The sequence below is a fragment of the Uliginosibacterium paludis genome, from assembly GCF_039631355.1.
GTDB lineage: Bacteria > Pseudomonadota > Gammaproteobacteria > Burkholderiales > Rhodocyclaceae > Uliginosibacterium > Uliginosibacterium paludis.
The window spans coordinates 273,086-293,632 of record NZ_JBDIVF010000001.1 but is presented as its reverse complement, the minus strand read 5'-3'; the positions used below and the strand labels follow the sequence as shown (position 1 = coordinate 293,632).

Here is a 20,547-nt window from a genome sequence, read left to right as displayed (position 1 = left end):
TGCCGAACGGCTTGGATCCATCATGGCCCAGTATTTCGAAATTCATCCCGAGCACCCGCAGCCGCGCCTGATCCGGCAGGCCGCGCAGATCCTGCGTGAGGGCGGCCTGATTGCCGTGCCGACCGAATGCGCCTATGCACTGGTCGGGCTTACCGGTGATGCCGATGTGCTCGACAGGATCCGCAAGATCCGCGGCGTGGGTGAGCGTCATCACTTCACGCTGATGTGCCGTGACCTGTCTGAAATCGCAACCTATGCGCGGGTGGACAATGTCCAGTACCGCCTGCTCAAGGCGACGACACCCGGCCCCTACACCTTCATTCTGGAGGCCACCAAGGAGCTGCCGCGCCGGGTGCTGCACCCCAAGCGCAAGACCATCGGCCTGCGTGTGCCGGAGCATCCGGTCGTGAGTGCCTTGCTGGCGGAGCTGGGGGAGCCGTTGCTGACCTCCACGCTGATGCTGCCAGACGAGGACGTGCCGCTGACCGAGGCTGACGATATCCGGGCCAGGCTGGAGAAGCAGCTGGATCTCGTCATCGAGGCCGGCGCCTGCGGGCTGGAGGCCACTACGGTGGTGGATCTGAGTTCCGGCGAGCCGGAACTGCTGCGCGAGGGCAAGGGGCCGTTGGCGCCGCTTGGCCTGTAGAATCGGCGCATGAACGACATCCTGATCAACATTGTCATCTGGGCCATTCCGGTGCTGTTGGCAATCACCTTGCATGAAGCCGCGCATGGTTATGTGGCGCGCATGTTCGGCGATCCGACTGCCCATCTCATGGGTCGGATCACGCTCAACCCGCTCAAGCATGTGGATCCCGTCGGGACCCTGCTGGTCCCGGGCGGCATCGTGCTGATGAACGCGGTGACCGGGGCGAGCTTTCCGCCTTTTGGCTGGGCCAAGGCGGTGCCGGTGGATTTCAGTCGCTTGCGTCGCCCCAAGGCCGACATGTTCTGGGTGGCGGCGGCCGGGCCCGCAGCCAACTTCGCTCAGGCGATCATCTGGGCTGTTCTGCTCGGGCTGGCGGTCCGGATGTCGGCGCCGGGAAGCGTCTGGCTCGAAATCTGCCAGCGGGGCATGCTGGTGAATATCGGTCTGATGGTGCTCAACCTCATTCCGGTGCCGCCACTCGACGGCGGCCGTATCGCGGTCAGCCTGTTGCCGATCCGCCAAGCGATTGTCTGGGCGAAAATCGAGCCCTACGGTTTCTTCATCGTGATCGGTCTGCTCTATTTCGGCATGCTGGATATCGTCTACCGCCTGGTGGCGCCGCCCCTGATGCGTTTCCTTCTGCTCTTTTCAGGCGTCTGAGGCCGGATGCTGCAGGAAGCCGCCTTGCGCGTGCGTGGGTCATGAACGACAGCGCTCCGGTGCAGGGCGAGCTGGTTCTCGCCCGGATTCACGGTGAGCCGATGCTGGAAATGCCGGCGGATCTCTACATTCCGCCGGACGCGCTTGAGGTCTTTCTCGAAACATTCGAAGGCCCGCTTGATCTGCTGCTCTACCTGATCCGGCGGGCCAATCTGGATGTGCTCGACATCCCGATGGCGCCGCTGACCGAGCAGTATCTGGCCTACATCGACGCGATGCGTACCGGTAATCTGGATCTCGCTTCGGATTACCTGCTGATGGCGGCCACGCTGCTCGACATCAAGTCCCGCATGCTGCTGCCCCGCCCTCCGAAAGAAGGTGCGGAGGTGGAAGAAGAGGATCCACGAGCGGAGCTGGTGCGGCGCCTCGTCGAATACGAACGCATCAAGCGCGGCGCGGCACTGCTCGACAGCATTCCGCGCGTCGAACGCAACTTCGAGTGGGTGGTGGTGCACGTGGCCGAGAAAACCGTCGAGCGCCTGCCGGATGTGAGTCTGCTTGATCTGCAATCTGCCTGGCTTGCGCTCATGCAGCGCGCCAGACTGAACAGGAATCACCGCATTCAGCGCGAAGAGCTGTCGGTGCGCGAGCACATGACCGGCATCCTGCGCCGGCTTGGCGGGCAGGGTGATGTGGCTTTCGAGGAACTGTTCGAGTTCACGCACGGCATTTCCAGCCTGGTCGTGGGCTTTCTCGCCGTGCTCGAACTCGTCAAGGAAGGACTGGTCTTGCTCAGTCAGAATGCTCCGATGGAGCCCATCTATGTCCGACTCAAGGAGTCCGTCAGTGTCGAATCCGCTTGAGCCGGAGAACGCCTCGGTGCAGGAGGATGTGCTGGAGGCAGAGGCCGTCAGTACCGACGAGCAGCTTGCTGCCAGTGGTATCGATGTCGTGTTCGCCAAGCAGGTGCTGGAAGCGGCTTTGCTGTCGGCAACCGAGCCCATGCCGCTTTCCGTGCTGCGCAGGGTTTTCGAGCCCGATATCGGAACGCCGACGCTGCAGCGCCTGGTAGCCGATCTGCAGCAGGACTGGGCGGGTCGCAGTGTCGAGCTCGTCCGGCTCGCGACGGGCTGGCGCTTTCAGACCCGTGCCGAACTTCAGCCCTGGCTCGATCGGCTCAAGGAGACCCGTGCGCCGCGTTATTCGCGAGCGGTGCTGGAAACATTGGCCATCATCGTGTATCGTCAGCCCGTCACGCGCGGGGATATTGAAGAAATCCGCGGCGTAACCGTTTCCAGCCAGATGATCCGGTTGCTGGAAACCCGAGGCTGGATCGATACGATCGGCCATCGCGACACTCCGGGCCGCCCGGCCCTGTATGCCACTACCCGAAAATTCTTGGATGACCTCGGCTTGCGCAGCCTGACTGAGCTGCCCCCTTTGGCCGAGTTGGAAGGAGTACTTGATCTTGTCGACACCGCAGAAGCCGCGTCGCCCGCGTTCGCCCAACAAAAAGAAGAACAGCCCGCTGCGCAGACCGGCTCAGGTCATTCAATCAGCGCCGGAGATTGATTTCGATTCGCCAGACTTCGTCGAGGGCGAACACGACGGACAGCTGGCTTTCATGGGGCGTCTCGAGCAGTCCCGTGATCTGGATCTCGGTCTTCCCACCGGTAGCGGCCGCTGGGGGCGTGGCGGTGGTCGCGGTGCCGCGGCGAATGTCGTGATGCAGCCGGGCGAGCGGATCCAGAAAGTACTTGCCGAGGCTGGTTACGGGTCGCGTCGGGAAATCGAGGAGTGGGTGGTTGCCGGCCGGGTGAGCGTGAACGGCGAGCCCTCTTTTCTGGGGCAGAAAATCGGCCCCGGTGACCGCGTGAAGGTCAACGGCAAGCTGGCCAATCTGCGTTTCGCGGCGGAGCAGAAAAAGCGTGGTCCGCGTGTCCTCATGTACCACAAGCCGGAGGGCGAGATCGTTTCAAAGGACGATCCGGAAGGCCGTCCGAGCGTTTTCGAGCGACTGCCCGCTATCAACAAGGGCCGCTGGATTGCCATTGGCCGCCTCGATTTCAACACTTCCGGCCTGCTGCTCTTTACTGACAACGGCGAGCTGGCCAATCGCATGATGCATCCGCGCTACGAGATCGAGCGCGAATACGCGGTACGTCTGCTGGGCGAGCTCACTGACGAGCAGAAGCAGCAATTGACCGAGGGCATCACGCTGGATGACGGCCCGGCACGCTTCACGACACTGTCGGATGAAGGTGGTGAAGGTGCGAATCACTGGTACCGCGTAACGCTTTCCGAAGGGCGCAATCGCGAAGTGCGCCGGATGTTCGAAACCATTGGCCTGACCGTGAGCCGCCTGATGCGCGTGCGATATGGCAAGGTCGAATTGCCGAGCCGTCTCAAGCGCGGCATGTACGAGGAAATGGCGCCGGAGCAGGTGGCGCAGCTTTCTGGCGTGCCGCTCGAGAAGCGTCAGCAGCGGCCGGAAGAAAAGCGTCGTGCCGCGAACGCACGGGGGCCTCGCAGCACCAAGCCGCATGTGCGCGAGGCAGGACCTCGTCCGGAAAAGACCGAGACGGAGGGGCGCAGTGGAGCGCCGCGACGTCGTCCGCGCCGCAACAAACCGCGCCCTGAAGGCGTGGCGGCAAACGGAGCGGGTGCCATGGTTTCAGCACCGGAAGCAAGCAACGCTACGCCAGCTGCTGATGCAGGGGCTGTTCCGGCTGCAGCCCGGAAGCCACGCCGTTCGCGTGGTCCGCGCCGTGCAAAGGCGGCGCCCGCAGGCGAGGCTTGAGCGTCAGGGGAGGGCTGCCTTGGGGTGGTCTCTGCCGGGATTTTACGCGGGCACGTGAACGTGCTAGAATCCCGGCGGTTTGTTGATTCGGATCGGGCGTTTTGCCTGAATCGGGTATCGGATGGGCGTTTCGCCCATTTTTTATTTGTGGCGCCGGAATGGATCTTTTTAGTCTTGTTGAACAGACGCTCGCAGGCATGGGCTACGAGCTGGTGGATATCGAAATGTCGCCCGGTGGGCGGCTCTTGAGGATTTTCATCGATATCGAACGCGGCATCAATGTGGATGACTGCGCGACGGTGAGCAACCAGCTTCAGCGCGTTTTCGAAGTGGAAAACGTCAATTATGACCGCCTCGAGATCTCTTCTCCCGGCCTGGATCGCCCGCTGAAGCGGCAGGCTGATTTCGAGCGTTTTGCTGGCCAGGAAGCTCAGATCCGTATTCGCCTGCCCATCAACAATCAACGCAATTTTGCAGGGGTTCTGGGTGGCGTGCGCGATGGCGCAGTCGTGCTCCAGACCGAAAAAGGTGAGGTCGCTTTGCCACTCGATCAGGTGGAAAAGGCGCGCCTGGTTCCGAAGTTTTGATGAATTCGCTTTCAGGGGATTGAAACAATGAGCCGCGAGGTTTTGCTGCTTGTAGACGCTCTGGCACGTGAAAAGAACGTTGCCAAGGAAATCGTCTTTACCGCGCTGGAAATGGCGCTGGCTTCTGCCACCAAGAAGCGGATTCATGATGACGCTGATGTTCGCGTGACGATTGACCGCGAAACCGGTGATTACGAGTCTTTTCGCCGCTGGGTGGTCATGCTCGATGCCGAAGTGGAAAACGACGAAGCCGAGATGGGGATCATCGACGCTCGCGAACAATTTCCGGATATCGAGATCGGGGAATTCGTCGAAGAACCGCTCGAACCGATCGATTTCGGCCGGATCGGTGCCCAGGCGGCCAAGCAGGTCATCCTGCAGAAGATCCGTGATGCCGAACGTGAGCAGATCCTCAACGATTTCCTTAATCGTGGTGAGCATCTGTGTACCGGCAGCATCAAGCGCATGGAGCGTGGCAATGCGGTGGTCGAGGTCGGCCGCCTGGAAGCCCTGCTGCCGCGGGATCAGCAGATTCCGAAGGAAAACCTTCGCGTCGGTGACCGTGTGCGCGCTTTCCTGCTGCGCATCGACCGTGGGGCTCGCGGGCCGCAACTGATCCTGTCGCGCAGTGCGCCGGACTTCATTTCCCGTCTCTTCGAACTCGAAGTTCCGGAGATGGAAGACGGTCTGCTCGAGATCAAGGCCGCCGCACGGGACCCTGGTCTGCGTGCCAAGATTGCCGTCAAGTCCAACGACCAGCGCATTGATCCGATCGGCACCTGTGTCGGCTTGCGTGGCTCCCGTGTAACGGCAGTCCGCAACGAACTGGGTGGCGAGAACGTGGATATCGTGCTGTGGTCGGCCGAGCCGGCCCAGTTCGTGATCAATGCGCTGGCACCGGCCGAAGTCAGTTCCATCGTGGTGGATGAGGAAACTCACACGATGGAAGTCGTGGTGGATGAAAGCAACCTCGCCATGGCGATCGGGCGCGGCGGTCAGAACGTCAAGCTCGCTTCCGAACTGACCGGCTGGAACATCAATCTGATGACCGAACAGGCCGCGGCCGAGAAGACCGAGGCCGAACGCAGCGTATTGCGTAACCTGTTCTGTGAAAAACTCGATGTGGACGATGAGCTCGCCGACATCCTGATCGACGAAGGCTTCTCCTCGCTTGAGGAAGTGGCGTACGTGCCCCTGGCGGAAATGCTCGAAATCGAGGCTTTCGACGAGGACACCGTCAATGAGCTGCGTCAGCGTGCGCGTAACGTGCTGCTGACAGAGGCCATCGTCAACGAGGAGCAGCTCGAAGGAGTTGCTGAAGATCTCCTCTCGCTCGACGGGATGGAGAAGTCTCTGGCAGCCAAGCTGGCCCAGGGCGGGGTGAAGACCCGCGATGACCTGGCCGATCTGGCTGTGGATGAGCTGATGGAACTGGGTGGTCTGGACGAAACCAGTGCCAAGAATCTGATAACCAAGGCGCGTGCGCACTGGTTCGAGTAAGCGGGGGAGAAGCACACAATGGCGCAAATGAGTGTGGCGGAGTTTGCCACCGAACTTAAAATGCCGGCCCCGGTCCTGCTGGAGCAATTCGTCAAGGCCGGCGTGGTGAAGTCGGGCCCGAATGATTCCGTGAGCGAACAGGACAAGGCACGACTGCTGGATTACCTGCGCAAGTCGCATGGAGAAACCGCGGCAAAATCGAAAATCACGCTGACCCGCAAGCAGACCACTGAAATCCGCGCAGCGGATGCGTCCGGCAAGGCCCGCACGATTCAGGTTGAAGTGCGCAAGAAGCGGACTTTCGTCAAGCGTGACGATATCGACCTCGCCGGTGAAGCGGTGGCTGAGTCTCTGGCTGACGAGGGCGCTCTGCCTGAGGCCGAAGTGCCTGCTGAAGCTCCCGTGGTGGAAGTCGTTGCCGCTGTCGCGCCCGAAGTTGTCCCGGAGCCGCAGCCTGAGCCCGAACCCGAACCTGTGGTGGAGCCGGAGCCCGAGCCGGAGCCCGAGCCCGTGGTCATTCCCGAGCCGGAGCCGGTCGTGGAGCCCGAGCCGGCGCCGGCACCCAAGGCGCCGGAAGTCGCTGCCCCCGTACAAGTGGCAAAGCCGGTTGTGGCGGAAGTCGAAACCCCGCGTCAGCGCGAAGAGCGCCGTCATCGCGAGTTGCTTGAGCGCCAGGCGGCTGACAAGCTTGCCCGCGAAGCAGAGGCTGTTGCCCGCAAGGCCGCCATTGAGGCGCGTGCCAAGGCAGAAGCCGAGGCGGCCGCCGCAGCTGCCGCAGCCGCAGTGAAGGCCAAGGAAGCCGGGGCACGCAAGGAAACCTCGAACACGCTGCACAGGCCTAACAAGCCCGCTGCAGGCGATGCGCCGAAAAAACCGGGGCAGGCAGCCAAAGCGCCTGCTGCACGGGATGATGACGCCCGTAACAAGCGTGGTGGCCTCAAGACCCGTGGCGACACCAATACTGGCAGTGGCTGGAGAAGCGGTCCAAAGGGTCGTCAAGGCGGCAGGAATTCCGGTCACGACAGTGCCCAGAACTTCCAGGCTCCGACCGAGCCCGTCGTGCGCGAAGTCCATGTTCCGGAAACCATCTCGGTTGCCGATCTGGCTCACAAGATGTCCGTGAAGGCGACCGAAGTCATCAAGAAGATGATGATGCTGGGCCAGATGGTAACCATCAACCAGGTGCTGGATCAGGAGACGGCGATGATTGTCGTCGAAGAGCTCGGGCACACTGCGGTGGCTGCCAAGCTTGACGATCCGGAAGCTTTCCTGGCCGAGGGTGATGAAGCGGCGGACCTGAAGCTCGAGCCGCGTGCGCCGGTTGTGACCATCATGGGTCACGTCGACCACGGCAAGACTTCGCTGCTGGACTACATCCGTCGCACGAAGGTGGCGGCGGGCGAAGCGGGCGGCATTACCCAGCACATCGGTGCTTATCACGTGGAAACGCCGCGTGGCGTGATCTCCTTCCTGGATACCCCGGGTCACGAAGCCTTTACGGCGATGCGTGCCCGCGGTGCCAAGGCTACCGACATCGTCATCCTGGTCGTTGCAGCCGATGACGGCGTGATGCCGCAGACCAAGGAAGCGATCCACCATGCCAAGGCTGCAGGCGTGCCGATCGTCGTGGCCGTCAACAAGATCGACAAGCCCGAAGCCAACCCCGAACGCGTCAAGCAGGAGTTGGTCGCGGAAGGTGTTGTGCCTGAAGAGTACGGCGGCGATTCGCCCTTCTGTCCGGTATCCGCCAAGGCGGGGACGGGGATTGATTCCCTGCTGGAAAACGTGCTCTTGCAGGCCGAAGTGCTCGAACTCAAGGCTCCGGTTGATGCGCCTGCCAAGGGTCTGATCATCGAAGCGCGTCTCGACAAGGGGCGTGGCGCGGTGGCAACGATGCTCGTTCAGAGCGGTACCCTGCGCCGCGGCGACATGGTGCTGGCGGGTGCGGCCTTCGGTAAGGTTCGCGCGATGCTTGACGAGAACGGCAAGCCCATCAACGAGGCTGGTCCGTCCATTCCGGTCGAGATCCTCGGCCTGTCCGAGGTGCCGGCGGCCGGTGACGAAGTCATGGCCATGTCTGACGAGCGCAGGGCGCGTGAAATCGCACTGTTCCGGCAGGGCAAGTTCCGTGACGTGAAGCTGGCGAAGCAGCAGGCCGCGAAGCTCGAAACCCTGATGGACCAGATGAAGGAAGGCGAGGTCAAATCGCTGCCCCTTATCGTCAAGGCCGATGTGCAGGGTTCTCAGGAGGCGCTGGTTCAGTCGCTGCAGAAGCTGTCCAACGACGAAGTCCGGGTCAACGTCATCCACGCAGCAGTGGGTGGCATCTCCGAGTCGGATATCAACCTGGCTCAGGCTTCGCAGGCGGTTGTCATCGGCTTCAATACCCGGGCAGATGCCGGGGCGCGGAAGCTGGCGGAAACCTTCGGAGTGGATATCCGCTACTACAACATCATTTACGATGCGGTAGATGAGGTGAAGCAGGCGTTGTCCGGCATGCTGGCGCCCGAGAAACGCGAGCAGATCATCGGCTCTGTCGAGATCCGTCAGGTCATCGTCATTTCGAAGGTCGGTACCATCGCTGGCTGTTACGTGCTGGATGGTGTGGTCAAGCGTAGTTCCAGGGTCCGTCTGCTGCGCAACAACGTTGTCGTGCATGACACCGAGCTCGAATCGCTCAAGCGCTTCAAGGACGATGTCAAGGAAGTGCGCGCTGGCTACGAGTGTGGCCTGTCGCTGAAGAACTACAACGACATCCAGGAAGGTGACGTGCTGGAAGTCTACGAAATCCAGGAAATTGCCCGTTCGCTGTAACCGGACAGATTGCCTGGTTGATCAAACGGGCCCTTCGGGGCCCGTTTGTGCTGGAGGAATAGATGGCCAAGGAATTTTCCCGCAGCGCTCGCGTTGCGGAACAGATCAAGCGCGAGCTTGCCGAGTTGATCCGGCTGGAGGTAAAGGATCCGCGCGTCGGCTTCATCTCGCTGACTGATGTCGAGCTGACACCCGACTATGCGCACGCGAAGATCTTCTTTACGTCGATGCAGGGCGAAGAAGGTTTGGATGCGATCCTGACGGGGCTGCGTCGTGCCAGTGGTTTCCTGAGAAGGGAACTGGGGCGGCGTGTCCGCATTCACACTACGCCCGAGCTGCATTTCGTGTATGACCGCTCGGTCGAGCATGGCAGTTACATGTCCGCGCTGATTGACAGGGCTGTTGCCGACGATGCGGAGCGTGGCGGCGAGCTTGATGAGCAGGACGGAACGAAGGCATGACGCAGGCCCCGCAGCGCAAGCGCTGGCAGATCGTGGACGGCGTGCTTCTGCTCGACAAGCCCGGAGGCATGAGTTCCAACGATGCGTTGCAGAAAGCGCGGCGCTTGTTTTCGGCTGCGAAGGCGGGGCATACCGGTACGCTGGATCCCATGGCGACCGGGTTGCTGCCGCTCTGTTTTGGCGAGGCGACGAAGTTTTCGAACCGGCTTCTTGACGCAGACAAGACCTACGTCGCCACGCTGCGCCTCGGCGTGCGTACGACGACGGGAGACGCCGAGGGTGAGCCGCTCGAAACGCGCGAAGTGCTGTGTGACGAAGGCGCGGTCCGGCAGGCCTGCTTGCGTTTTCTGGGCGAAATCGAGCAGGTACCCCCCATGTATTCCGCGCTCAAGCACCAGGGCAAGGCGCTGTACGAGTATGCCCGGCAAGGGGTCGAGATCGAGCGTGCTTCAAGGAAGGTTACGATTTACGCTCTGGAGGTCCGTCGCATCGCCTTGCCTGAGGTCGAGTTCCTGGTCCGCTGCAGCAAGGGCACATATGTCCGGACTCTGGCGGAGGACATCGGCGAGATCCTGGGCTGCGGCGCACATCTGACGGCTCTTCGCCGTACTTCGATCGGCTCTCTGGATGTCGCCAGCGCCCTGACGCTTGAAGGCATTGCCGGACACGAAGAGGCGGGTCGCCATGCTCTGCTGGCATCGCCCGATACGTTGCTTGCCCATCTGCCGGCGGTGACGCTGGCAGAAAACGAAGCCTCCCGCTTTCTTCACGGTCAGACCGTGCGGAACCCGGGTGAGGTTTCTGAGGTTCGGGTCTATGGCCCGGATTTTATTGGTCTTGGCGAACGCAACCTTGCGGGGGAGCTCAGGCCCGTACGGTTGGTCGTCTTCAACGCGCCTGCGCGTACTTGTCAATGATCCTTGCGCTGCCGTATAATCGCGGGCTTGCTAAAGGACAACCTTAAGAGACTCAAGAATGGCTATTTCGATCGAACAAAAGGCTCAGATCGTTTCTGACTTCCAGCGCGCCCAGGGTGACACCGGCTCGCCCGAAGTTCAGATCGCATTGCTGACCGCACGCATCAACGGCTTGACCGACCACTTCAAGGCCAACGTCAAGGATCATCACTCCCGCCGTGGCCTGCTCAAGATGGTCAGCCAGCGTCGCAAGCTGCTGGACTACTACAAGAGCAAGAACTTCCAGGGCTATCGCGCCCTGATCGAGCGTCTCGGCCTGCGCAAGTAATTCGCATGGCGAGGTGCCTGCTGTGCGCCTCCTGCGCGGAGACGCACTGAAAGACCAGCAAAGCCGGCGGGCCGAAGGGGCTTGGCCGGCTTTGTTTTGGGCGCTTGTCCTTCACGCCCCTCGCACCGGCTCTGCCGGAGCGCTCATTTCACCCGTAGTAAGACTGTCGTGCCCGCGGCGTGTGCCAGCGGGCGAATCGCTTCATGTGAAGCGCATCCAGAAAGGATAAATCGTGCCTACTGCAATCAAGAAGAGCTTCCAGTACGGTCAGCATACCGTGACCCTCGAGACCGGCGAGATCGCCCGTCAGGCTCATGGCGCTGTCATCGTGTCCATCGACGATACCGTCGTGCTCGCAACGGTTGTTGCTGCCAAGGACGCCAAGCCGGGTCAGGACTTCTTCCCGCTGACCGTGGATTACATGGAGAAGTTTTACGCAGCCGGCCGCATCCCGGGCGGTTTCTTCAAGCGTGAAGGTCGCCCGACCGAGAAGGAAACGCTGACTTCCCGCCTGATCGATCGTCCGATCCGCCCGCTCTTCCCGGAAGGTTTCTATAACGAAGTCCAGGTGGTTGCCACCGTCCTGTCGCAGAACCCGGAAGTGGATGGCGATATTCCCGCCATGCTGGCCGCGTCGGCTGCCCTGGCGATTTCCGGAGTGCCTTTCAATGGCCCGATCGGTGCTGCGCGCGTCGGCTATGTCGATGGCCAGTACATCCTGAACCCTACCACCACCCAGCTGGCTTCCAGCAAGATGGATCTGGTGGTTGCCGGTACCGAAGCAGGCGTGCTGATGGTCGAGTCGGAAGCGGATCAGCTGTCTGAAGACATCATGCTTGGCGCTGTTGTTTTCGGTCACCAGCAGATGCAGGCCGCCATCGCTGCCATTCACGAACTCGTTGCTGAAGCCGGCAAGCCCGAATGGGAATGGGCTGCTCCGGTCAAGGACGAAGCACTGATCGCACGCGTCAAGGACGTTGCCCAGGCTGATCTGGAAGCGGCTTTCGGCACGACCAGCAAGTCGGTACGCAGCGGCATGCTGAAGGAAGCGACCAAGAAGGCTGTTGCCGCTCTGGCAACCGGCGAAGAAGGTGCGCCGAGCGAGAAGGCCGTCAAGGACGTGCTCTTCGAACTCGAATCCGCCATCGTTCGTGGTCGCATCCTGGCCGGTGAGCCGCGCATCGATGGTCGCGACACCCGCACCGTGCGCCCGATTTCGATCCGCACCGGCGTGCTGCCGCGCACGCACGGTTCCGCGCTGTTTACCCGTGGCGAAACACAGGCTCTGGTCGTGACCACGCTGGGCACCGGTCGCGACGAGCAGATCATTGATGCCATCGCCGGTGAGTACAAGGAGCGCTACATGCTCCATTACAACTTCCCCCCGTACTCGACCGGTGAAACCGGCCGTGTCGGTTCGCCGAAGCGCCGCGAAATCGGCCACGGTCGTCTGGCCAAGCGTGCACTGGCTGCCGTGCTGCCGGACGCCAAGGAGTTCGGCTACACGATCCGTGTCGTGTCCGAGATCATGGAGTCCAATGGTTCCTCCTCGATGGCGTCCGTCTGCGGTGGCTCGCTGTCGATGATGGATGCCGGCGTGCCGCTGAAGGCGCCGGTGGCAGGTATTGCCATGGGCCTGATCAAGGACGGCGGCCGTTTTGCCGTGCTGACCGACATCCTGGGTGATGAAGATCACCTCGGCGACATGGACTTCAAGGTGGCCGGTACCACCAACGGCATCACCGCGCTGCAGATGGACCTGAAGATCGACTCGATCTCGCCGGCCATCATGAACAAGGCGCTGGAGCAGGCCAAGGAAGGCCGTCTGCACATTCTGGGTCTGATGCAGGAAGCCCAGGGCGACCCTGCTGAACTGTCTGCCTACGCACCGCGCATGATGAGTTTCAAGATCAATCCGGAAAAGATCCGTGACGTGATCGGCAAGGGTGGCGCCGTGATCCGTGCGCTGACCGAAGAGACCGGCTGCGTGATCGACATCCAGGACGACGGTACCGTGACCATCTCCTCGGCCGATCAGGCCAAGTCCGACGAAGCCAAGCGCCGCATCGACCAGATCACCGCCGAAGTGGAAGTGGGCAAGGTCTACGAAGGCCCGGTGCTGCGCATCCTCGACTTCGGTGCGATCGTGAACATCATGCCGGGTCGTGATGGCCTGCTGCACGTCTCGCAGATCGCCAAGGAGCGCGTCAACAACGTGTCCGACTACCTCAAGGAAGGTCAGGTCGTGCGCGTGAAGGTGCTCGAGACCGACGAGAAGGGCAAGGTCAAGCTGTCGATGAAGGCGCTGCTGAACGAAGAAGCGCCCGCTGCGGCACCGGCACCCGCCGCCGAGTAATCCTCGCGCTGGCTACGAAAAAGGACGCTTCGGCGTCCTTTTTTCTTGCCCTTGCGTTCCCGGGAAGGATCACAGGGCGGGGGTGAAGCACGGTGTTGGGGACGGGGGCTTGGTAACGCCCCCTTCCGGCCGGCCGCCAGGAACGCCGTCAGGGCATGAACTGGCCGCCGTTGACGTCCAGTATCTGACCGGTAATGTAGCCTGAGCAGGCGTGCGAGGCAAAGAACAGGAAGGCCGGTGCCATCTCTGCCGCACTGCCGAAACGCCCCATCGGGATACCGGCGGAAATGCGCGCGCGGACTTCTTCCGTCTTGTCGGCATGGAAGGCGGTATCGACCGTGCCGGGCGAGACGATGTTGAAACGGATCCGGTCTGCCGTGTGATAGTCGACCCAGTTCTTCTGGACGTTGTGCAACCAGGCCTTGGCCGCGCCGTAGAGCGATGCGCCCGGGCCGCCGCCGGTATGCCCGGCAATCGACCCCACACTGATGACGGCCGCGGTTTCGCCGCTGGCTCTCGCAGATGCGGCGAGATGGGGCCGCGCTGCCTGAGTGCACATCAATGCCGAGCGCATGTTCAGATCGGTGACCGCATCGAAAAACGCATCATCGATCTCCGGCAGAGGCTTTCGTCCGACCAGGCCGCCGGCGTTGTTGATCAGCACATCGATTCCACCGAAACGCGCCACGAAGTCTTCGACGAGTGTGCGGCAGGCGGTGCTGTTGCTCAGATCCGCAGCGAAGAATGTGGCTTCACCGCCGTCCTGTCCCATATCGGCGAGCAGTGTCGAGAGATTTCCGGGTGCACGGCGGCCGTTGATGCCGACTTTTGCGCCACAGCGGGCGAAGGCCTGGGCTGCGGCGAGACCGATACCCATGGTCGAGCCGGTGATGAGGACGCGTTTGTTGCGCAGATCGTTGAACATGGTGGTGCAGAACCCTGACGGAAAGCAGCAAGGATAGCGGTGAGGGCGGGGCAGGTGAATCCTTCCGGTTGTTTGTCAGACAACCCCTGGGGCGCAGTGTAGACTCTGCACATGAATCCGCCTGCCCGCCTGCGTCTGTTCGCCATTACCTGGCCCATTTTCGTCGAGAACCTGCTGATGGTCGTGATGGGGCTGTTCGGCCTGTGGCTGACCAGCAGGATTTCGACGGGCGCAGTCGCGACCTATGGGCTGGTCAATCAGGTCTTCGGCGCCCTGCAGATCGTTTTCCGGGTTGTCAGCATCGGCACCAGCGTGGTGGTCACCCAGCATCATGGCGCAGGAGACGAGGCCGGCGCGCACGCCGTAGCGAGGACCGGGCTGGCGGCCTCCGCGTGGCTGGGGCTGGCCTGTCTGCTCACTTTGCTGTTAGCCGCGGGCGGCCTGCTCGCCTTGCTGAACCTGCCTTCCGGCCTGATGCCTCTTGGGGAGCCTTACATGCGCTGGCTGGGGCTGGCGCTGATGTTCGACGCGGTCTCGATGACCATGATTGCCGTGTTGCGCGCCTATACGCACACGACCGAATCGATGAAGATCGTGCTGGCCATGAATCTTGTCCAGATCCTGCTGAGCGTGCCGCTGATGCTGGGCGTGGGCAGCTGGTCCGGCTGGGGGCTGGAGGGGCTGGCGATCGCGATGGCCCTCTCGCGCGTGGCGGCCATCGGCCTCGCCTGGCGAGCCTGGCGCGAACATCTGGTGATTCATGTCCGATTGCCCGATTGGTTGCGTCTGGCGCGCCGGCCGCTTTCATCGATCCTGCATATCGGTCTTCCCGGTGCAGGTGAGAAAGTGGCCTTCAGAATCAGTTTCATCATCAGCATGGCGATGGTGGCGAGTTTCGGGCAGAGCGCCCTGGCGACCCATGCCTATGTCTGGCAGGCCGTGCAACTGGTCACGCTATTTACCAACTCCGTGGGCTTCGGTACCGAGATTGTCGTCGGCCACCATATCGGCGCAGGTCGTCTGCATCGTGCCAACCAGGTGCTCTGGCGGGCGACGGTCTGGGGCTTCTGCATCATGCTGGCCTGTGCGCTGGCGAGTTTCGTACTGACGCCGCTGGCGGTGGCCCGCGCGGGCGCGGACGAGTCCGTTCTTCGGCTGGTTGGCCTGATCGTGCTGATCGAACTGGTGCTGGAGCCGGGGCGGTCCTTCAATACGGTCGTGACCAGCGGTTTGCGGGCGGCCGGCGATGCGCGTTTTCCCGTCAAGGTCAGCATGGTGTCCGTGTTCCTGTTCGGGGTGGGACTTGCCTGGCTGCTCGGCGTGCATGCCGGAATGGGGCTGGTCGGCGTCTGGATCGGGTATGCGGCTGACGAGTGCAGCCGCGGGCTGACCATGCTCTGGCGCTGGCATTCGCTGGGCTGGGTGCCATATGCCCGGCGCGCACGGCGGCGCATCCTGGCGCACATGCGCAGCGAGGCCTGAGCCCGCTTCCGGTATCATTGACGCCGGTCAACGGCCCGGATTCAAAGGCACATGGAATTCATCTCCCATTTTCTCGACATCATCCTGCACCTCGACAAGTGGTTGCCGCAGATGGTGGCGCAGTACGGCAACTACATCTACATCATCCTGTTCCTGGTGATCTTCTGCGAGACCGGTCTGGTCGTGATGCCCTTCCTGCCGGGGGATTCGCTGCTCTTTGTGGCAGGTGGCGTGGCCGCTGCCGGCGGCATGGATATCACCCTGCTGTCGACCTCGCTGTTTGTCGCCGCCGTGCTGGGTGACAACCTCAACTACTGGGTGGGCCGCACTCTGGGCAAAAAGGTTTTTGCATGGGAGCAGTCCCGCTTCTTCAACCGCAAGGTGTTCGACAAGACCCATTCCTACTTTGAGCACCACGGCGGCAAGACGATCATCATTGCCCGCTTCATGCCTCTGGTGCGCACCTTCGCGCCCTTCGTGGCGGGCGTGGCGCGCATGGATTACCGCCGCTTCGTCGGACTGGATCTGGCTGGTGGGGCACTCTGGATCTATTCCCTTACGCTGGCCGGCTACTTCCTCGCCAACGTGCCGTTCGTGAAAAACAACCTCATGTTCTTCATCGTCGGCATCATCGTCGTCTCGATGCTTCCGGTCTTCATCGCCTGGATCCAGGCGCGCGGCAGCAGGGCGGTGTCCTGATGAAGCAAGTGGTCATCCTCATTTCGGGGCGCGGCAGCAACATGGAAGCCATTGCCCGTGCCGGCATTCCGGGAGTGCGGATCGCTGCGGTGATTTCCAATCGGCCGGATGCGACCGGACTTGAGGTCGCTCGCCAGCTCGGCATCGAGACCCGTGTGCTGGATCACAAGGGCTTCGACACGCGCGAGGCATTCGACGCGAAGCTCGCCGAGCTGATCGACTCCTTCGAGCCCGATCTGCTCGTGCTGGCCGGCTACATGCGCATTCTCGGCGAGGCCTTCGTGCGCCGCTTCGAGGGCCGCATGCTGAACATTCATCCGTCCCTGTTGCCAGCCTTCACCGGTCTGCATACCCACCGTCGGGCGATCGAGGCGGGCGTGAAGGTGGCTGGCGCCACCGTGCACTTCGTGACGGCGGAGCTGGATGTGGGGCCCATCGTGATTCAGGCCGTCGTGCCGGTGTTGCCGGACGATGATGAGGCTGCGCTGGCGGCGCGCGTCGTTGTCCAGGAGCACCGGATCTATCCGCAGGCCGTGCGATGGTTCGTGGAAGGGCGCCTGCAGCTGACGGACGGGCGGGTGCATCTTCTCGACGCCAGGACAGCGTCGAGTGACTGGACGGCGCCGCCGGTGGAGCGCTGAATGCCGGCATGCGGCGAAGCCTGAGCACGGCCTTCCTTCTTTCAACAGCAGTTCATCTGGTGGCGCTTTTCTGGCCCGGTGTGGAGGTGCCCGAAGCGCCGGAGCCGCCCGGCGAGGCGCGCAGGCTTGAGGCCCGTTTCCTGCCTCCGCCCGTGCTGCAGGCGGCTCCCCGGGCAGCCCCCGCCGCGCCAGCTCCCCGGCCCAGACCGAAGCCCGCCGCCGCGAGCGTGACCTTGCCCGGTCAGGATGCGTCCGCACCGCAAGCAGCGGCTTCCACGCCTGCGGAGGCCATTCCGGCAGCTGAAGCCTCTGCTCCGGCCTCCGCCGTGGCCGCCACCGCTCCGCTCCCGGACGCGTCTGGCTCGGCGGAAACCCCTTCAGAAACGACCGCGGTGGCTTTTCTGCTGCCGCGACAGGGGCGGGTGGTGTATTCCGGCTCGGCCGGCGGGGCGATCGGACTGCAGGCTTACGGGGAAGCCAGCTGGACCCATGACGGGCAGACGCTGGAAAGCCGCCTGGCTGCCGGGCTGAACTCGACCGACAGCGCGCTGGATTTCCGCTCCGTGTCGCGCCTCTCCGGGCCGCAGATCATCAGCGAGCGCACGGATGACCGGCGCATGAGCAAACATGCCACGAGCCAGATCGATCAGCGCGCCGGCCTGGTCCACATGCAGCGCGCGCAAGACTCGCGCGAGCGTGAGATCAAGGGGCTGGCCGTCGCCTTGTCTGCCCTGCCGCAGATGCTGGCCATGCTTGATGAGTCGGTGCAGAAAGCGGCCTTCTTTGTGGTCGGCGATTTCTGGGTCGAGGACTCGCTGCTCATCGCGTTGGGGGAAGAGGAGCAGCGCCTGCCTGTCGGCCGGGTCATGACGCGGCACTACCAGTCGCGCACGGCCAACGACAAGCTCATCGACATCTGGCTTGCGCCGCAATGGAAGAATGCGGCCGCACGCATCCGCATCCGCTTCGACGGCTATACGGTGGATCTCAGGGCGGCTCAGGTCGAAATCGACGGCGTGACCCTGGTCAGTGAGCCCGGGGCGCTGCCGCCTGAGCAGTAGATTCAGGCGATGCTGGGCGTGCAGCCCAGCAGCACGGCAAAGAAGTGGCAGGCTGCCCCTGCAAGCACGAACAGATGCCAGATGAAGTGCCCGTAGCGCAGGCGGCTGTCGAGCAGATAGAACACGATGCCGCCGGTGTAGGCGAGACCGCCCGCAATCAGCCAGACACTGCCGGTCAGCGAGAGATTGCGGAACAGGGGCACGGCTGCCACGACGACCAGCCAGCCCATCAGCAGATAGAGCGCACTGGAGAGCCATTCGCGCTGCAGACGGTTGCTGAACTTCAGGAACAGGCCGAGCGCGGCGAGTCCCCAGATGACACCAAACAGCGACCAGCCCCAAGGGCCCGCCAGTACGCTGAAGGTGAAGGGGGTGTAGGTGCCGGCGATCAGGAGGTAGATCGCCGCGTGATCGATCTTGCGCAGGATCTCCTTGGCACGTCCCGGAGTGAGCATGTGATAGATCATGGAGGCCGCGAACATCAGCACCATCGTGCTCGCATAGACGCTGGCGGCTACGATGTTGAGCGTACTGCCATGGCGCACGGTGGCGACGACCAGTACCGGGAAGGCGGCGATCGCGGCGGCGAGCCCGATGCTGTGGCTGGTCCAGTTGGCGATTTCCTCGCCTCGGGTCTGGGCGCGTGTCTGAGTCATGTGAAGCTCGTTGCTGCTGGGGAGTCGTGACACTGTAAGCCAGATCGAGGCGTTCCTGCACGCTTCATCGAGACATTCGACGGACGGAAAAGGAAACGCCGCATTGCGCGGCGTTTCGTTCGGTGGTCTATCCACCGGGTCGGGTGTTTTACCCATTCAGGTCTTGTTGGATCTCAACAGATGCGCTGTAGCGATAGGGAGCTCCTCTTCTCGTCGCAGCTGAGCCTGCAATGTTTTTGTAGCCTGACTTCTGGCGGATTACAAAGCGCTTGATGATGGGATAGAAAAATTCGATCTCTGGCGTTGTCCGGTCTTCGCACGCACGAAGCACGGCATGGCGCGAAGCCGCGGGCGTGAGGTGCAGGCCGGGGCGCGATCCCGTGCCTGCCCAGCCTGCCCGCGAGCGGGGCGGACAGTCTTTCCTCCCCTGAGCCTTTTGAGCCCCCGTAGCGGGACGGCCCCTTCAGCTGGCGGGGGGCTGCCTGCTTTCGGCCGTTTCGTCCGGCGCGGGGGTTGTGGTCGTGGCCTGGCTCGGCCGGGCGCGTTCAAGCTGGAAATCGGCCAGCGCGCTGTAGAGCGGCCGGCCGAACATCCGCGAGACGAGGGAGGCCAGCATGGAGACCGCCATCAGGCTGATCACCATTTCGTGCCCGTCGATCATTTCCATGACGATGATGAAAGAAGTGAGCGGTGCCTGAGTGACGGCAGCCAGAAAACCCGCCATGCACAACGCATATACCGACACGGTACTGACGTCCGTGAGCAGCCCGTGCAGGTTGGCGCCGATCCCCACGCCGACCGCCAGACTCGGCGCAAAAATGCCGCCCGGAATGCCGCTCAGGAAAGAAAACACGGTTGCCATGAACTTCACTGGCGCGTAATACCAGGCCATGTTCATGCTTCCCACCAGCGTGTCGTGGGTCACGAGATAGCCTGAGCCATGCGACGCGCCATTCGAGACCAGCCCGAGCAGTGCGACCATCAGCCCGCAGAAGCCCGCCCACAGGAAAGGATGCGCCCGCCGCCAGAGTCCGAGCCGGGAGTTGTCCGGCCGCGCGCCCTTGATCAGCATGCGGCTGAACAGCCCGCCGGCCGCACCGCACACGACCGCACAGACGAGAACCGGCCACAGGATGCGATAGTCCGCGCTCGAGACGGCCAGACGGCCGAAGTAGATGTAGTTGCCCTGGATCGAGATCGAGATGAGACCGGCCAGCACGATGGCCGAAATCAGCACGCCATTGGTTTTCTCTTCGAAACGCCGGCCCAGTTCTTCAATCGCGAACACGATCCCCGCCAGCGGTGTATTGAAGGCTGCCGCAATGCCGGCCGCGCCGCCCGCCAGAATCAGGTGGCGGCTGTAACGCTGGGCATGCTCGGGCAGGAAGCGGCCGAAAAAATGCATCACGCTGGCGCCCACCTGAACCGAAGGTCCTTCGCGCCCTGTCGAGAAGCCGGCCGCCACGCCGGCCACGCCCAGCGCGATCTTGCCGAAGGCGATTCTGAGCGAAACGTAGAGCCCGAGCTGCCGGTCGGGCAGTTCTTCCTTCAGCGCGCAGATCACTTGCGGAATGCCGCTGCCTTCCGCGCCGGTGAAATGGCGTCGGGTCAGCCAGGCGATGACCACACCGGCCAGCGGGCACATCAGGAGCGGAATCCAGTGACTGACCTCGCTGACGCGGGTGAAGAAAGCGATCGCGTGCTCGGTCAGCCGCGAGAAGAGCACGACGACCAGACCGGTCAGCGCGGCTGCCAGCCAGATGACGGCTCGTTCACGCCAGGCATTGCGGTCGGTGAGTCCGTGCTGATGCAGTGATTCGTAGATTTGGCGCATGGTGGCGGGGCGAAGCCCGGGGATGCATACCGGTGGTCGGGAGCTTGATGCTAACCCGTGTTCATGTCCGGATTTTAGGGGCAAATGCTTTCTGCATGATCCGGATGACACACATTGGCACCCGTTCTTTTGCAGGTGGGGAAAAATGCGCTTGAATATGGAAAAAATTTTCCATAT

18 protein-coding genes and 1 pseudogene are annotated in these 20,547 nt (G+C 62.6%); 16 read left to right on the top strand and 3 right to left on the bottom strand.

Translation table 11 applies throughout. The annotated features are described in order from the left end of the window. The first annotated feature begins 22 nt into the window (after nt 1-22). From ABDB87_RS01365 to pnp, 12 genes and pseudogenes are all read left to right on the top strand, one after another. On the top strand, nt 23-646 hold the full coding sequence (locus ABDB87_RS01365; RefSeq protein WP_345923397.1) for an L-threonylcarbamoyladenylate synthase: 624 nt from the start codon (nt 23-25) through the stop codon (nt 644-646). Between the two features lie 9 nt (nt 647-655). Then, nucleotides 656-1,309: a site-2 protease family protein gene (locus ABDB87_RS01360; protein ID WP_345923395.1), complete on the top strand. Its 654-nt coding sequence runs from the start codon at nt 656-658 to the stop codon at nt 1,307-1,309. A 41-nt stretch (nt 1,310-1,350) separates the two neighbouring features. Then, nucleotides 1,351-2,172 carry a segregation and condensation protein A gene (locus ABDB87_RS01355; protein ID WP_345923393.1) on the top strand — a complete coding sequence of 274 codons (822 nt, stop codon included), beginning with the start codon at nt 1,351-1,353 and terminating at the stop codon, nt 2,170-2,172. 79 nt (nt 2,173-2,251) lie between these two features. After that, nucleotides 2,252-2,881: an SMC-Scp complex subunit ScpB gene (scpB, locus tag ABDB87_RS01350; RefSeq protein WP_345924655.1), complete on the top strand. Its 630-nt coding sequence runs from the start codon at nt 2,252-2,254 to the stop codon at nt 2,879-2,881. Between the two features lie 52 nt (nt 2,882-2,933). Then, nucleotides 2,934-3,815: pseudogene (rluB, locus tag ABDB87_RS01345) on the top strand (23S rRNA pseudouridine(2605) synthase RluB); the annotation flags it as partial. A gap of 452 nt (nt 3,816-4,267) precedes the next feature. Further along, nucleotides 4,268-4,696 (top strand): ribosome maturation factor RimP, encoded by a 429-nt coding sequence (gene rimP / locus ABDB87_RS01340; RefSeq protein ID WP_345924653.1) that lies wholly within the window; start codon nt 4,268-4,270, stop codon nt 4,694-4,696. 27 nt (nt 4,697-4,723) lie between these two features. Then, the gene (gene nusA, locus ABDB87_RS01335) at nt 4,724-6,196 is read left to right on the top strand and encodes a transcription termination factor NusA (RefSeq protein WP_345923391.1); all 1,473 of its coding nucleotides are present in this window, start codon (nt 4,724-4,726) and stop codon (nt 6,194-6,196) included. 18 nt (nt 6,197-6,214) lie between these two features. Further along, nucleotides 6,215-9,010, top strand: coding sequence for a translation initiation factor IF-2 (gene infB, locus ABDB87_RS01330; RefSeq protein WP_345923389.1), 2,796 nt, complete (start codon nt 6,215-6,217; stop codon nt 9,008-9,010). Between the two features lie 62 nt (nt 9,011-9,072). After that, a complete protein-coding gene (gene rbfA, locus ABDB87_RS01325) occupies nt 9,073-9,471 on the top strand; it encodes a 30S ribosome-binding factor RbfA (RefSeq protein WP_345923387.1) in 399 nt (132 codons plus the stop codon). Further along, nucleotides 9,468-10,388: a tRNA pseudouridine(55) synthase TruB gene (gene truB, locus ABDB87_RS01320; RefSeq protein WP_345923385.1), complete on the top strand. Its 921-nt coding sequence runs from the start codon at nt 9,468-9,470 to the stop codon at nt 10,386-10,388. Before rbfA ends, truB begins: the two co-directional genes overlap by 4 nt. Nucleotides 10,389-10,446: 58 nt before the next feature. Beyond that, nucleotides 10,447-10,716, top strand: coding sequence for a 30S ribosomal protein S15 (rpsO, locus tag ABDB87_RS01315; RefSeq protein WP_345923383.1), 270 nt, complete (start codon nt 10,447-10,449; stop codon nt 10,714-10,716). 232 nt (nt 10,717-10,948) lie between these two features. Continuing rightward, the gene (gene pnp / locus ABDB87_RS01310; RefSeq protein ID WP_345923382.1) at nt 10,949-13,072 is read left to right on the top strand and encodes a polyribonucleotide nucleotidyltransferase; all 2,124 of its coding nucleotides are present in this window, start codon (nt 10,949-10,951) and stop codon (nt 13,070-13,072) included. A 148-nt stretch (nt 13,073-13,220) separates the two neighbouring features. Here pnp and ABDB87_RS01305 read toward each other — a convergent pair whose 3' ends face one another. After that, nucleotides 13,221-13,997 carry an SDR family NAD(P)-dependent oxidoreductase gene (locus ABDB87_RS01305; protein ID WP_345923380.1) on the bottom strand — a complete coding sequence of 259 codons (777 nt, stop codon included), beginning with the start codon at nt 13,995-13,997 and terminating at the stop codon, nt 13,221-13,223. Between the two features lie 111 nt (nt 13,998-14,108). Here ABDB87_RS01305 and ABDB87_RS01300 point away from each other — a divergent pair, with 111 nt between their 5' ends. From ABDB87_RS01300 to ABDB87_RS01285, 4 genes are read left to right on the top strand one after another with little or no spacing between them, the layout of a single operon-like run. Further along, nucleotides 14,109-15,479, top strand: a complete 1,371-nt coding sequence (locus ABDB87_RS01300) for an MATE family efflux transporter (RefSeq protein WP_345923377.1) — start codon at nt 14,109-14,111, stop codon at nt 15,477-15,479. Nucleotides 15,480-15,530: 51 nt separating this feature from the next. Next, nucleotides 15,531-16,178, top strand: coding sequence for a DedA family protein (locus ABDB87_RS01295; protein ID WP_345923375.1), 648 nt, complete (start codon nt 15,531-15,533; stop codon nt 16,176-16,178). Continuing rightward, nucleotides 16,178-16,819, top strand: a complete 642-nt coding sequence (gene purN / locus ABDB87_RS01290) for a phosphoribosylglycinamide formyltransferase (RefSeq protein WP_345923373.1) — start codon at nt 16,178-16,180, stop codon at nt 16,817-16,819. The genes ABDB87_RS01295 and purN overlap by 1 nt, the downstream gene beginning before the upstream one ends. An 8-nt stretch (nt 16,820-16,827) precedes the next feature. Next, nucleotides 16,828-17,880, top strand: coding sequence for a hypothetical protein (locus ABDB87_RS01285; protein ID WP_345923371.1), 1,053 nt, complete (start codon nt 16,828-16,830; stop codon nt 17,878-17,880). A gap of 2 nt (nt 17,881-17,882) precedes the next feature. Here ABDB87_RS01285 and trhA read toward each other — a convergent pair whose 3' ends face one another. Both trhA and ABDB87_RS01275 read right to left on the bottom strand, forming a co-directional pair. Beyond that, the gene (trhA, locus tag ABDB87_RS01280; protein WP_345923369.1) at nt 17,883-18,536 is read right to left on the bottom strand and encodes a PAQR family membrane homeostasis protein TrhA; all 654 of its coding nucleotides are present in this window, start codon (nt 18,534-18,536) and stop codon (nt 17,883-17,885) included. A 463-nt stretch (nt 18,537-18,999) separates the two neighbouring features. Further along, entirely contained in the window at nt 19,000-20,370 is a 1,371-nt protein-coding gene (locus tag ABDB87_RS01275) for a chloride channel protein (protein WP_345923367.1), read from the bottom strand. Nucleotides 20,371-20,547: the final 177 nt, after the last annotated feature.